This is a genomic window from Ruegeria sp. CDSB086, assembly GCF_059611065.1.
Window position 1 is genome coordinate 199347 of sequence record NZ_JBXWOV010000001.1, and the last position, 13863, is coordinate 213209.

The following is a 13863-nucleotide window of genomic DNA, read 5'->3' on the forward strand; positions in this document are numbered from 1 at the left end:
GGTGAGCGGGTCATCCCGAATCGTGGCCGTACTGGGCCCGACCAACACAGGCAAAACTCATTACGCGATTGAGCGGATGCTGGGGCACCGGACAGGTGTGATCGGCTTGCCGCTGCGTCTGCTGGCGCGCGAGGTCTATGACAAGATCGTCGCGATCCGCGGGCCGTCGGTCGTTGCCCTTGTAACGGGTGAAGAGCGGATCGTTCCGCCGCGTGCTAAATACTGGGTCTGCACTGTTGAGGCGATGCCCGAAGGTATGGGCGCAGATTTCGTAGCCATCGACGAAATCCAGCTGTGTGCAGATCCCGAGCGTGGTCATGTTTTCACCGACCGTCTGCTGCGTTCGCGCGGAACGAACGAGACGCTGTTTCTGGGCTCTGACACTTTGCGCGGTCCGATCGCGGCACTGGTGCCCGAAGTGCAGTTCATTCGCCGTGAACGAATGTCTCAGCTGGTTTATTCCGGCTCGAAAAAGATAAGCCGCATGCCCGCACGTAGTGCCATTGTCGGGTTTTCGATCGATAACGTCTACGCCATTGCCGAGCTGCTGCGCCGCCAAAAGGGCGGGGCGGCCGTCGTTATGGGCGCGCTCAGCCCGCGCACCCGGAATGCGCAGGTCGAGCTGTATCAGAACGGTGAGGTGGACTACCTCGTTGCAACTGACGCCATTGGGATGGGTTTGAATCTTGATGTGAACCACGTGGCGTTTTCGTCGCTGACCAAATTCGACGGTCGTAGGATGCGCCACCTGGCCCCCAATGAACTGGCCCAGATCGCAGGCCGGGCAGGGCGCGGGATGTCCGATGGTACATTTGGCGTGACGGGTGAGGCCCCTCCGCTGGAAGACGGGGTCGCGCAGGCGATCATGGACAGCCGGTTCACGCCGATGAAAAAGCTGAATTGGCGGAATGCCGCTTTGCGGTTTGGCTCGGTTGAGGCCCTCATCGACTCGTTGGAAGTCAGTCCAGACAGCGAACATCTGATCAAGGCCCGACCCGCAGACGACCTGAACGCTCTGAAATCGCTGTCTCAGGAGGCCGAGGTCATCGCCCGCGCCAGCGATGGGCCGTCCGTCCGATTGCTGTGGGATGTGTGTCGAATCCCCGATTTTCGCGGTATCAGCCACGCAGAACACGCCAGCCTGCTTGAGGTGATCTATGGTCATCTGCATGAACGCGGCGCTATCCCTGACGAGTTCATGGCGCGGCAAATCCGCCGCATCGACAAAACGGACGGGGATATTGATGCACTGTCCAAAAGGTTGGCATATATTCGCACCTGGACATATGTTGCGCAACGAAACGGATGGGTGCGTGACGAATCACATTGGCGCGCGGAAACGCGCATTGTAGAAGACAGGCTGTCGGACGCTCTGCATGATCGTTTGACTCAGAGATTTGTGGACCGGCGCACGTCAGTGTTGTTGCGCCGGCTCAAACAGAAGGAGGCCCTTTTGGCCGAAGTAAATGACAAGGGTGAAGTGACCGTCGAAGGAGAATTCGTCGGTCGTCTGGAAGGGTTCCGGTTTACCCCGGACAAAAGCGCACAGGGAACCGAGGCGAAAGCTTTGAAATCGGCCTCTCTGCAAGCACTCGCACCGCAATTCCATCTGCGTGCAGACCGCTTCTACAACGCGCCCGATACCGAAATTGATTTTACCGATCAGGGTGGCCTGATGTGGGGTGAGTATGCTGTGGGCAAGCTTGTTGCCGGGGCAGAACCCCTCAGGCCGATGGTCGAGGTTTTTGTGGATGAGGCCGCAGGCCCGGATGTCGAACAGAAAGTGCAGCGCCGTTTGCAGCACTTCATAGACCGCAAGGTTGCGGCGTTGTTCGAGCCGTTGCTGAACCTGTCGCGCGACGAAGAGTTGTCAGGTCTGGCCAAAGGGTTCGCCTTCCGCATGGTTGAAGGGCTGGGCGTTCTGCCCCGCGCAGGTGTTGCGCAAGAGGTCAAAGATCTGGATCAGGACGCCCGTGGAGCCCTGCGCAAGCACGGTATCCGGTTTGGTCAGTTCACAATCTTCATGCCGCTTCTGCTGAAACCCGCGCCTACGCGTCTGCGTCTGGTTCTTTGGGCGCTGGCCGGTGGATTGCAGGAATTCCCTGACGCGCCGCCTCCGGGTCTGGTCACTGTTCCGGTCGCCAAAGGTGCGCCCGAGGGCTACGATACCATGTGCGGTTACCGCGATGCCGGTGAGCGCTCGATCCGCATCGACATGCTGGAACGTCTGGCAGACATGCTGCGTGCCGAAGACAGCCGGGGTGGTTTCGAGGCCAAGCCCGATATGCTGTCGATCACCGGCATGACGCTTGAGCAGTTCGCGGATCTGATGCAAGGGCTGGGCTATAAGGCCGAGCGCGGTGAGCGTGAAAAGGTCAAAGCCGCTCCGGTCGAGGCCGAAAAGCCTGCGACAGATGTGACGGAACAGCCTGCCGCCGAAGAAACCCCGACACCCGAGGCAGAAGCCGAAGAGGTCGTCGCGACCGCCGAGGCGCCATCCGAGGCCACCGAAAGCACCGAGGCGCTAGCCGAGGCTCCGGCAACCGAACCCGCCTCAGACGAGACCGAAGTTGAGGTGTTCTACACTTTCACCTGGGGTCGTCAGCGTCCAGCCAACCGCGCTCCGCGTCGTGAACAGCGGCAAGGGCAGGGGGCGGGCAAAGGCAAGCCGCGCGGCAAACCGCAGGATGGTCGCGGCAAGCCGCAAGGCAAGAAGGGTGGCAAACCGCAAGGTGGCAAGACGTTCTCATCCCGTCCGCCCCGGAAGGAAAAGGCGATCGATCCCGATAACCCGTTTGCAGCAGCGCTTATGGGTTTGAAGGACGGCAACTGATCTGCGATGGCCGAGGCCAAGCTGCGGATCGACAAGTGGTTGTGGCAGGCGCGGTTCTTCAAGACCCGCAGCCTGGCCGCCAAACAGGTCAGCGGCGGTCATGTCCGATTGAACGGAAACCGGGTTCTGAAGCCGGCACAGGCCGTCGGACCCGGTGACGTTCTGACCTTCCCCCAAGGCCGTATCGTGCGCGTAGTACGCGTCGAAGCACTGGGGGAAAGGCGTGGCCCGGCGTCCGAGGCACAAACGTTATACTTCGATATGACGGAAAAGAAGGACGTGCCTCCTAAGAATCCGGGATTTGAGGGAAAGGGTCGTCCAACAAAGAAAGATAGGCGCGCGCTTGATCTTTCTCGCCCCCGGGATGGTTGATCCTACCTTGAAGAGAAGACCAGACTGAATTAGCTAGACGCCCAAACCGAGAATGGGAATCCCACAATGACCTATGTCGTCACCGAAAACTGCATTGGCTGCAAATACACCGACTGCGTCGAAGTGTGTCCGGTGGATTGTTTTTACGAAGGTGAGAACACATTAGTCATTCACCCCGACGAATGCATCGACTGCGGTGTGTGTGAACCTGAATGCCCTGCGGACGCTATTCGTCCCGACACTGAGCCTGGAATGGAACAGTGGGTCGAGTTCAACCGAAAATTCTCGGAACAGTGGCCGGTTATCGTGACCAAGAAAGACCCCTTGCCTGAAGCGGAAGAGCGTGACGGCGAAGAGGGCAAAATGGAGAAGTATTTCTCCGAAGCACCCGGCGAAGGCGGTTAAGCGATTCGGTAACTGAACCGGGTGGTTTGAATAGCGGTCTTCTGCTGTATCGCTTTGAAAAGTCTGGGGTTTCTTCACCATTGTGGGAGCCGGACTTTCGGGCGTCGCAATTTTGTGATATACTCAGAAACTGAATGATGAATGAGATGGGGATGACTCCGTAAGTATGTACGCTTTGGAGTTCTGATTTTTTGACAAACTTACCGCCTGACTGGGCCAGATGTTGGCACGGTTTGGGGTCTTTTGTTGTCTCTGCCTCTCTCTCGTAACCAAGGATGAACCTGTATGTCTAAGTCGAAAAAGCTTGAGTTCCGCCCGAACGATTATGTTGTCTACCCCGCCCATGGTGTGGGCCAGATCATCTCGATCGAAGAGCAGGAAGTCGCGGGATACTCGCTCGAGCTGTTCGTCATTTCTTTTGAAAAAGACAAGATGACCCTGCGGGTGCCGACCAACAAGGTTACCGAATCCGGCTTGCGGTCCCTCAGCTCACCTGACGTTATCAGCCAGGCGATGAGAACCCTGAAGGGTAAGGCCAAGGTGAAACGTGCGATGTGGTCGCGCCGGGCGCAGGAATATGAACAAAAGATCAATTCCGGTGATCTGATCTCGATCGCCGAGGTTGTGCGCGATCTGCACCGCACTGATGACCAGCGCGAGCAGAGCTATTCTGAACGTCAGCTGTACGAAGCCGCGCTGGAACGCCTGACCCGCGAAGTCGCGGCTGTGTCCGGCGCAGGTGAAGTATCGGCGGCCAAGCAGATTGATGAGGTTCTGACCTCGCGCGCGGCCGCGGCTGCCTGATCGCTTCTCCAGTCAATTTTCTGGCCGCTCCCGAAAGGGGGCGGCTTTTTCGCGTTGATGGCTTGGTGAAAGCTCAGTTTATGGCTAATTTTCCAGCAAGAAGAGGCGCGTAGACAGTGAACCTAAAACAGACAGTTAAATATCTATATATCGGCCACGACCCCATTTCCGTCTGGTTTCGCTATGGCTTAATCCTGTTTGATGCGATCACCATCGTTTTCTTTGTCGCCACGGCAAATGGCGAACACGGCACGGGATTCACCGTTGCCAGCCTGATCATTGGGTTCTTCATTGTGCTGGATTTCTCGGCGCGGATGTGGATTTCGAAGGATCGTTGGAAGCTGCTGCGTCAAGTCTACACGATGGCCGACATTGTTGTGATCGTCTCGCTGTTTCTTGATCTGTTTCTACCTTGGAATCTGGCGTTCCTGCGTATCTTACGAGCGCTACGCCTGATCCATTCCTATCACCTGCTAAGGGATCTGCGGCGGGACAGCGATTTTTTCCGGACGCATGAGGACGCAGTGATCGCGGCGATCAACCTGTTGGTGTTCGTGTTCGCCACGTCCACCGCTGTTCTGGTGTTCTTCATCCCAGAAAACAGCCCGCACGCCTATATCGATGCGCTTTACTTCACTATGGCAACCCTGACGACCACCGGATTCGGAGACATCACGTTGGCGACCCCGGGGGGGAAACTGTTTTCGGTCTTCATCATGATCGTCGGGGTGGCGTTGTTTGTCCGGTTGGCGCAGGCGATTTTCATGCCGCAGAAAGTGCGTCACAAATGCTCAAACTGTGGCCTGTATCGTCACGATCCAGACGCAGTTCACTGCAAGCATTGCGGCGAAACCCTGAGGATCGAAACAGGCGGGACGACTTAGATCGCTGCAACCAATGCCAAAAGGAACGCAAGCTCTGCCAGTTGCTGCGAGGTGCCCAGAACATCGCCCGTTTGCCCTTTGATTTTGGTCTTGGCGACGAGTGCCAGGATTACAACAATCAGCGCGGAAAATACCGTTGCCATCAGTGTGCTTGGTCCAATCAGCAGCAGCGATAAGATGACTGCAAGGCCAAAGCCTGTCGCCGCAGTCTCGGCCTTTGGGCCGCCGACCGAATGGCTCAACCCGCTGTTTCTGGCGTTGGGTAAAGCTGCCATGAGGATGGGCATGACTGCGCGTGAGACGATGCACGCCGCCAGAATACCCGCAAATGCGTTGGCCGACAGAAGCGCCGCGATCAGCGCGACGCGCAGCAGTTGGGTAAAGATTAGAGTTAGAACGCCGTAAGCACCAATATGGCTGTCCTTCATGATTTCCAGGCGGCGTTCGGTGGTGAACCCGCCCCAAAATCCGTCAACCGTGTCCGCAAGCCCGTCTTCATGCATCGCGCCAGTGGCGATCACCAGCACCGCCACAAGTATTACGGCGCTGGCGAATGCAGGTAGGCCGAATGCACCGGCCGTCCAACCGACGGCACAGGCCAACGCCCCGACGACCAGTCCCACCAAGGGAAAAGCCCAGGCCGCATTGGCCTGCCGCGCAAACAGGTATTCCGGCAGGCGCGGCAACGGCAGACGCGTCAACAGGACCAGCGACAGCGGAAAATCCCACGCGGAAAACAGTTTGGTGTCGTTTTTGTTCACTCCCGCGCCTTTCGGGGTCTTGTTGGATCGGACGCTTCGGTTAAACACACAGGACCACTCTGATGCAACGAGGCTTTGGATGCTGCCGGAATTAAAAGACCTGAATACCCTTCGCGAGGCCCTGAGTAACGCTCCGGGACCGGATGGCAATGCGCTGCAAGGTGCTGCTGAGCGTAACGGACAACTGACTAAACCTCCCGGCGCATTGGGCCGGCTTGAGGATTTGGCAATTTGGTATGCGAGCTGGCGTGGGGATGCCCGGCCGCAGATCTCTGCCCCTCAGGTCATCGTATTTGCGGGCAATCATGGCGTCACAGCGCAAGGCGTGTCGGCCTTTCCGCCCGAGGTGACCGTTCAGATGGTCATGAACTTTGAACATGGCGGCGCAGCGATCAATCAGCTGGCCAAAGCGGCGGGCGCGACGATGAATGTGCACGCGCTGGATCTGGATCGACCGACCGCGGATTTCACCGCTGGTCCCGCGATGTCCGAAGAAGAATTGCTTGAGGCCCTGCGCGTGGGCTGGACCGCCGTGGACCACAATGCCGATTTGCTTGTGGTTGGAGAGATGGGCATCGGCAACACGACCCCGGCGGCTGCCATCGCATGCGCTTTGTTCGGTGGCGACGCCGCAGACTGGACTGGGCGTGGCACTGGGGTAGACGATGCCGGTTTGGCCAACAAAACGCGCGTCGTGGCCGAAGGCATCGCCTTGCATGGCGGGTCGGGTGACGGGCTGGAAATCCTGCGCCGTCTGGGCGGGCGTGAAATAGCGGCCATGGCCGGGGCCATCGCCGCTGCGCGTGCCTTGCGTATCCCGGTTATTCTTGACGGCTTTATCTGCTCGGCGGCTGCGGCCTGTCTGGCAAACATGTCCGAGGGCGCATTGGATCACACGATTGCAGGCCACCAAAGTGCAGAAGGCGCGCACGCAGCGGTGTTGGCCAAGCTGGGCAAAGAGCCATTGTTGAGCCTTGGATTGCGTTTGGGCGAAGGCTCGGGCGGGGCGCTGGCGATCAACATACTTAAATGCGCGGTCGCGTGTCATTCCGGCATGGCGACATTTGCCGAAGCGGGTGTTTCGGACGGCTGATCAAACCGCCTGATCCGGCAGGGCCGGGTCAGGCTGATTTCTTTGCGTGTTTCTCGGCCAGTTCCAGCAGCTCGGTTTCCAGGTCTTTTTCAAGCTGCCGCGCCCGCTCGATGTACTTTTTGTTATCAGCGGTTGGCATTCCGGGAATCCACAGCTCTGCCAGATCACGCACAGAGGCGCGGTCGTGGTGGTAGAACGTCTGCTCGGCCTGAGCCGCCTCGTATTCGCTCAGACCTACGTTTTCCAGGACATAGCGACCTGCCCGTAGTGATCCGTCGAACATCTCGCGGACAATGTCATTCGCTCCGGCCTGATACAATTGGTAGACATGGGTACGATCACGGGCGCGGGCCACAATGTGCAAATCCGGGCGTTGACGCCGGGCAAAGCCGACCAAACGTGTGACTTGCTTGGGGTCATCCATCGCGGCGACCAGAACAGAAGCTTTTTCAAGCCCGGCGGCACGCAGCAGTTCTGGCCGCGTGGGGTCACCCAAAAACCCCTTGACGCCGAACCGTCGCATCAACTGGATTGTCTCGATATCATGGTCCAGTACGACGGTCTTGAACCCGCTCGCGCGGACCAACCGGTTCACGATCTGACCAAAACGCCCAATTCCGGCGATGATGACCGGGCCTTTTTCGTCGATCTCATCGGGCTCGGCCTCGGGGGCCCCATCACCCATACGGCGCGACAGCAGATCGAAGATGATGAACAGCAGCGGAGTGATCAGCATTGTAAGGGCAATAATCATCAACAGTTTTTGTGATAAATCGGGTGGGATGACGTTTTGCTGCGTTGAAAAGGCCAACAGCACAAAGCCGAATTCGCCTGCCTGCGCCAAACCCAATGTGAACAACCAGTGATCCCGACCGCGCAGCCGGAACGCGCGACCGACCAGATACAGGATGATCCCTTTAGCCAGTATGACCAGTAGTGCCAGACCGATCAGGTCCAGTGGGTCGTTGAAGAAATAGCCAACGTCAATCCCGGCGCCGACCGTGATAAAGAACAGCCCCAGGAAAAGCCCCTTGAACGGTTCAAGGTCGCTTTCCATTTCGTGCCGGAATTCTGAGCTTGCCAGAACTACACCCGCCAGAAACGCGCCCAGAGCAGGGGAGAGTCCTACTAGTGTCATCAGGAAGGAAATGCCCACGACGATCATCAGCGCCAGCGCCGTGTACATTTCGCGCAGCCTGGTGGCGTGGATGAACCTGAACAGTGGACGCGTTAGGTAGATGCCAGCCAGAATGACGAAGGCAACCGCGCCGATGGTGACCAGCGTAACAGCCCAGCCGGGCAGGCCCTCGACAAGTGACAAGCTATGATGTCCGGCCTCATGGAGCGCATCCGCGCCGCGGTCGATTGAGCCGTCGCTTTCGATATGAGGCATTGCAGGCAACGCCAAAAGAGGCAGCATCGCCAAAATGGGAATGACCGCGATGTCCTGCGTCAGAAGGACCGAAAACGTCGCCCGACCTCCATTTGTCTGCATCAACCCCTTTTCCGACAACGTTTGCAGCACAATCGCTGTGGATGACAGAGATAAGGTTAACCCGACGGCTAGTGCGACCGACCAGGGGTGATTTGCATACATGGCAACTGCAGCGATGACTGCGGTCGACAACAGGACTTGCAGGCCGCCTAGTCCCAGAAGCCTGTCGCGCATGTCCCACAAGGCGCGCGGCTCAAGCTCGAGCCCGATCAGAAACAGCATCATGACCACACCGAATTCGGCCACGTGCTGCAGGCTTTCGGTCTCGGCCCCCACAAGCCCGAAGACAGGGCCAATGACAATGCCAGCGGCCAGATAACCAAGAACTGAACCCAACCCCAGACGTGCCGACAAGGGCACTGCTATCACGGCGGCAGCCAGATAGATTGAAGCCTGGTAAAGGAAATCGTCCATGTTTGTCCTCTCGGTCCGGTCAGGTGGGCAATGGCGCGTCGCGTTTAAGTTGGTCCATCACGATCTGGCTGTGCACCCGTGCCACTGCAGGATGCGGCAGTATCACCTGGTGAAGCAAGCGGTTGAGCGCGGAAAGATCGTCGCAATAGACGTGCAGCAGGTAATCTGCCTCTCCGGTCATCGTCCAGGCGCTGGTGATTTCGGGGCGGGTGTCGACCATGCGGGCAAAACTCGCGGATTGTTCCGGGCCATGTGTGCCCAAATGCACCTGAATGAACCCTTGGACCTGCAGGCCAAGTTTTAGGGGATCCAGTCGTGCCGCATATCCGGTGATATAGCCTTCGGCCTCAAGCCGCTGACGGCGGCGCCCGGCCTGGCTTGGTGACAGGTTCAGCATTTCACCCAATTGATGCGCGGTCAGATGCGCGTCCTTTTGCAGGGCGGACAACAGTCGCGTATCAGCGGAATCCAGCATATGCGGAGTTTCTCCAAATTTACCCGTGTTCACGCGTGATTTACGCATATGTTTATAGTTTACACGAAAACTATGCGCAGAAACAGCGCTTGGTAAGGCGTATTTTGGAATCAGCAAAGAAATTCCTGTTTTTACGGAGACGCGCCATGGGTCCTTTCCCGCACAACGCCCCGAAATCTGTCATCAGCCCTGAAAATCCAGCCGGAACCGATGGGTTTGAATTTGTCGAATTCGCCCACCCCGAGCCGCAGGAACTGCGCGACCTTTTCGCCAAAATGGGGTTCGAGTTGGTCGGACACCACACGGACAAGCCTATGGTTGAGCTGTGGCAGCAGGGGGACGTGACCTACATCCTGAATGCCGACCCGGAGAGCTTTGCCGCTAAGTTCGTGGCCGAACACGGCCCCTGCGCCCCTGCCATGGGATGGCGTGTCGTGGACGCGCAGAAAGCCTATGAACACGCGGTGTCAAAAGGGGCCGAGCCCTATGACGCGGCGGACAAGACCATGGATGCCCCAGCGATCAAGGGTATTGGCGGTTCGCTGATCTATTTCATCGATCAGTATTATGAAACATCGCCTTACAATCAGGAATTCACCTGGGACAAACAGTCCAAACCGCGCGGCGATGGGTTCTATTACCTCGATCACCTGACGCACAACGTCTACAAGGGCAACATGGACAAGTGGTTCAAATTCTACGAGAGCCTGTTTAACTTCCGCGAAATCCGCTTTTTTGACATTCAGGGTAAATTCACTGGCCTGTTTAGCCGTGCGCTGACATCGCCCTGTGGTCGTATCCGTATTCCGATCAACGAAGACCGGGGCGAAACCGGGCAGATCGTATCATATCTCAAGAAGTATAAAGGTGAGGGTATTCAGCATATCGCGGTGGGTAGTGAAGATATTTACGCCTCGACCGATGCGATTGCGGAAAAGGGCCTGAAGTTCATGCCGGGTCCGAACCAGGCCTATTACGACATGTCCAAGGAACGTGTCGTGGATCATGATGAACCTCTGGACCGGATGATCAAGCACGGCATCCTGATTGACGGCGAGGGTGTGCTGGACGGTGGCGAGACCCGGATCTTGCTGCAAATCTTCTCGAAAACCGTGATCGGTCCGATCTTTTTCGAGTTCATTCAACGCAAAGGCGACGATGGGTTTGGCGAAGGGAACTTTAAGGCCCTGTTCGAATCCATCGAACGCGAACAGATCGAAAGTGGTGAAATTTCAGCTGCTTAACGGCTTAAGTTGAGTCACCAAAGGGCGGTCGGGGATATCTCTCGACCGCCTTTGTTTTTTGAGCCGTCAGCTTCGCGGCATTTTCAACGTCAGGTTTCTTCCGCGCTTTTGGTATCGCAATTCGCTGTCGCCAATGGCGATAACATTGCCGCCGTCCAGCCTGTCTCCGACTTTCAGTTTTTTGTACCGACCGCTGGGCAGCCGAACCAGCGCGCGCCGGTTGGCCGGGGACCCATAAACCCCAATCAGGTTCAGCTTGCGCAAGTTGAGCGCATTGTCGATGGTCGCCTGCCGTGCCACCGAGGCGGTCGACGGGATTTTCGGTGCCACGGCCTTAGGTTGGAAGGAACCAGCTTCGTCCGAGCTTTGATCGACCGCAGCAGTTGACCCGAGATTGGCGGTGCTTGTGTTTGTGCTGGCCGGGCGGGCAAGTCCGGCTGGTCGCGTTTTGGGGCGCGGAACGCGAACGACTGCCAATGCCGTTGGCGTTTCGTCAATCCGGGGGCTACTTTGCAGGGACTTAGGCCGCAGTTTAGGACGCAGAATCGCCAGTTCTTCGCGTGTGCGTCCACCAAGTTGTTGCCGTTCAAAGCTTTCCAGCAAATTAGCCGGGCGAGGATTCGGGCGTTTCTGCGCCAAGCGGGCTGTAGGATCTTCCTCAATTGGCTCTTGTTCAAACCGAACCGGAACTGCCGGGGGAACCTTGGCGGGCCGGCCAAGGTAAACGATCACCCCGTCGGGATTCAGGGTCCCTTCGGCTGAAGGCGTGACGAGGCCGCGTTCGTCCAGATCAAACTGGACTCCGGCCTGAGCGGGCAGGGCGTTTTGTTCAAACGGCAGGTCAGTTTCAAAGCTACTGACGGGAGGCAGCGCCACTGCGTCCTGCGACAAATCAGTGCTGTCCAGGGATGCCAGATACAGTTCCTCTGGCGACTCCAGGACCGGTTCAGGCAAAGGTTCGGGGGCGAAGATCTCGATGCCTGCTTGTGACGAGATTTCCGCTGGTGCAGGCTCTTGTCCCACCGGTTCGACCGGGGTCGGTGCCACGTTCAGCGCTTCGAGGATTGCAGCATCGGTCGCGCTGAGATCAGCGGCGGTTTCTTCAACAGGTTCGGTTTGCGGCTCTTCCTCTGGCGCGGTTGTGACCGCCTCGGGTTCGAATTCAAGCTCCGGATCGCCGTCAACCTCCTGTGTCTCGGCGAACTGCTCGTCAGATGCGAGGTTTGGCACAGTTTCTTCAATCGAAACCGCCTCAGCCACTGAGGATTCGGTGTCGTCAGATCCAGTCAACGACCACACGGTCAGAGCAATACCGGCAACGAGAGCGGCCGCCGCGGCTGGAACGGCGTAGCGGTTGATCGGGGGTGTGGCTTTCGTTTTGCCAGCAATATTCGCGTTGGGCGCCGAACGAAATTCCGTCGGGGTCTCAGTATCAGCGATCGCGTGAATGGTAGGGCCATCATCTTCGTTGGCAGGTTCTTCACCCTCAGCAGGTTCCTCTGCTGCGGTCGCATCGGGCGCGGAAGGAAACTCCGTTTGGTCCTCGGTTTCAGCGATCGTCCGATCGGCAGCAGCTTCATTTTCTTTTGCGGATTCTTCTACCTCAACCGTTTCTAATGCGCCGGTCGTGTCGGGGGCTGAAGGAAACTCTGTCGGGGTCTCGGAATCTGCAATCGTATCTGCGATAGGTCCTTCATCAGTTTTGGCAGAATCCTCAACCTCGAACGGTTCGGCAGCAATGACCGTGTCTGGGGTATCGATTTCGAACCGAGGTTCAGCCGGGTATTCCTGACCCTCGATCGGGGTTGAGTACTGGACTGGAACAAACCCGTGCTCGGCGGCAAATGTCCGGGCCTCATCCAGGGTTTGCCTGGCGACAGCAGCAATATGGGTTGTCGGACCGACGATTGCGGTATCAAAGGCGAGCTCATCCAGCGCATAGGGAGTTGCCTCGGTCAGTTCCGTTCGCACTTTTTCAGCGCTTTCCTCGGGGCTTAGGCCCTCTGTTGATACGGACAAAAACCGCACCTGATCCGCTGGTATCACCAGCTTGCAGTTCAGGTCGTTTTCAAGGGCAAAGCCCTGATCCCGCAATGCGATGATCTGCGTATTCAGGTTGGGCGCATCCAGAGCAACCTCGCCAACGCAGAACCAGTCACCATCCGAATGGTGGTGCAAGGATATTCCGGTCGAAGAAAAAGACAGCGCAAAGGCGGGTTTCATAATCCGGAAAAACCATAGTTGTCAGCATCTGTGCAAACGATCATTCGTCCGCAGAGTGACATTAAAGCAGGATCCCGCCGAGGGAAAGAAAAAGCCGGTCTTTCCCCTTGTTCGGCAGACCCTCGCCACCCCATGTTGGGAGAAAGAAAATTGGAGGGAAGACCTTGAATAAAATCGCTTTTCTAGCTGCAGTTCTGACGATGTCAATTGCGGGCATGACCCATGCGGAAGAACGTCGCATCACCGTTGACGCGGCGGGAACCGTGCAGGCCGCGCCTGATATGGCGACTATTACTCTGGGCGTGACCAATGAAGACGCGCAGGCCTCGAACGCGATGAAGGCCACTTCGGAATCGGTGTCTCAGGTCCTGAGCCGGTTGCAGGAGCTTGGCATCGAAACGCGTGATGTGCAGACCCGCGACGTGTCTTTGTCGCCGGTCTGGAACAATCGTAACAGCGCAAGCGGCGACCGGCCCGAAATTTCGGGATTTGTCGCCTCGAACCGAGTGGTGGTGCGCGTGCGTGACCTGACACAGCTTGGTACAATCATGGACGCAGTCATCCAGGACGGGGCCAATGACTTTGGCGGGCTAAGCTTTGGCGTACAGGATCCGAAACCGCTGCAAGCGCAGGCGCGCGCAAACGCCGTAGCCGAAGCGACCGCCAAGGCCGAGCAGTTGGCACAGGCAGCTAACGTGACACTCGGACCAGTTCAAGAGATCAGCGAACAGGTCGGTGGCGCGCGCCCCGTGGCCATGATGCGGGAATTCAGCGCTGCGGATGCAGGTGGTGTACCGGTCGCAGGTGGCGAGGTGACCGTTTCGGTCACCGTCACAATGGAATTCGAAATCTCTGAGTAA

The 13863-nt window shown here is 57.7% G+C and carries 12 protein-coding genes; 8 read left to right on the forward strand and 4 right to left on the reverse strand.

Annotated elements, in window-relative coordinates; genetic code table 11:
- The first annotated feature begins 1 nt into the window (after nucleotide 1).
- From AC2FIO_RS00990 to AC2FIO_RS01010, 5 genes are all read left to right on the forward strand, one after another.
- Nucleotides 2–2833 (forward strand): helicase-related protein, encoded by a 2832-nt coding sequence (locus AC2FIO_RS00990; RefSeq protein ID WP_496695100.1) that lies wholly within the window; start codon nucleotides 2–4, stop codon nucleotides 2831–2833.
- A 6-nt stretch (nucleotides 2834–2839) separates the two neighbouring features.
- Nucleotides 2840–3205 carry an RNA-binding S4 domain-containing protein gene (locus AC2FIO_RS00995; RefSeq protein WP_496695102.1) on the forward strand — a complete coding sequence of 122 codons (366 nt, stop codon included), beginning with the start codon at nucleotides 2840–2842 and terminating at the stop codon, nucleotides 3203–3205.
- A gap of 66 nt (nucleotides 3206–3271) precedes the next feature.
- Complete coding sequence (gene fdxA / locus AC2FIO_RS01000; protein WP_058273871.1) at nucleotides 3272–3610, forward strand: ferredoxin FdxA; 339 nt, start codon at nucleotides 3272–3274, stop codon at nucleotides 3608–3610.
- Nucleotides 3611–3895: 285 nt separating this feature from the next.
- Nucleotides 3896–4414: a CarD family transcriptional regulator gene (locus AC2FIO_RS01005; protein WP_058277666.1), complete on the forward strand. Its 519-nt coding sequence runs from the start codon at nucleotides 3896–3898 to the stop codon at nucleotides 4412–4414.
- A gap of 116 nt (nucleotides 4415–4530) precedes the next feature.
- Complete coding sequence (locus AC2FIO_RS01010; RefSeq protein WP_058277667.1) at nucleotides 4531–5298, forward strand: potassium channel family protein; 768 nt, start codon at nucleotides 4531–4533, stop codon at nucleotides 5296–5298.
- On the opposite strand, the gene cobS is transcribed toward AC2FIO_RS01010, so the two are convergent.
- The gene (gene cobS, locus AC2FIO_RS01015) at nucleotides 5295–6059 is read right to left on the reverse strand and encodes an adenosylcobinamide-GDP ribazoletransferase (protein WP_496695104.1); all 765 of its coding nucleotides are present in this window, start codon (nucleotides 6057–6059) and stop codon (nucleotides 5295–5297) included. The two genes, AC2FIO_RS01010 and cobS, sit on opposite strands and share 4 nt — an antisense overlap.
- Before the next feature lie 79 nt (nucleotides 6060–6138).
- Here cobS and cobT point away from each other — a divergent pair, with 79 nt between their 5' ends.
- The gene (cobT, locus tag AC2FIO_RS01020; RefSeq protein WP_282150975.1) at nucleotides 6139–7152 is read left to right on the forward strand and encodes a nicotinate-nucleotide--dimethylbenzimidazole phosphoribosyltransferase; all 1014 of its coding nucleotides are present in this window, start codon (nucleotides 6139–6141) and stop codon (nucleotides 7150–7152) included.
- A 28-nt stretch (nucleotides 7153–7180) separates the two neighbouring features.
- Here the strand turns inward: cobT and AC2FIO_RS01025 are convergent, their stop codons facing one another.
- Together AC2FIO_RS01025 and AC2FIO_RS01030 are read right to left on the reverse strand one after the other, a co-directional pair.
- Nucleotides 7181–9061, reverse strand: a complete 1881-nt coding sequence (locus tag AC2FIO_RS01025) for a monovalent cation:proton antiporter-2 (CPA2) family protein (protein WP_496695107.1) — start codon at nucleotides 9059–9061, stop codon at nucleotides 7181–7183.
- Nucleotides 9062–9080: 19 nt separating this feature from the next.
- The gene (locus tag AC2FIO_RS01030; protein WP_472723556.1) at nucleotides 9081–9536 is read right to left on the reverse strand and encodes an Lrp/AsnC family transcriptional regulator; all 456 of its coding nucleotides are present in this window, start codon (nucleotides 9534–9536) and stop codon (nucleotides 9081–9083) included.
- A gap of 146 nt (nucleotides 9537–9682) precedes the next feature.
- Here AC2FIO_RS01030 and hppD point away from each other — a divergent pair, with 146 nt between their 5' ends.
- On the forward strand, nucleotides 9683–10780 hold the full coding sequence (gene hppD / locus AC2FIO_RS01035; RefSeq protein WP_496695109.1) for a 4-hydroxyphenylpyruvate dioxygenase: 1098 nt from the start codon (nucleotides 9683–9685) through the stop codon (nucleotides 10778–10780).
- Between the two features lie 66 nt (nucleotides 10781–10846).
- Here hppD and AC2FIO_RS01040 read toward each other — a convergent pair whose 3' ends face one another.
- A complete protein-coding gene (locus AC2FIO_RS01040; RefSeq protein ID WP_496695111.1) occupies nucleotides 10847–13003 on the reverse strand; it encodes a hypothetical protein in 2157 nt (718 codons plus the stop codon).
- Between the two features lie 164 nt (nucleotides 13004–13167).
- Between AC2FIO_RS01040 and AC2FIO_RS01045 the strand changes: the two genes are divergently transcribed.
- Entirely contained in the window at nucleotides 13168–13863 is a 696-nt protein-coding gene (locus AC2FIO_RS01045; protein WP_496695113.1) for an SIMPL domain-containing protein, read from the forward strand.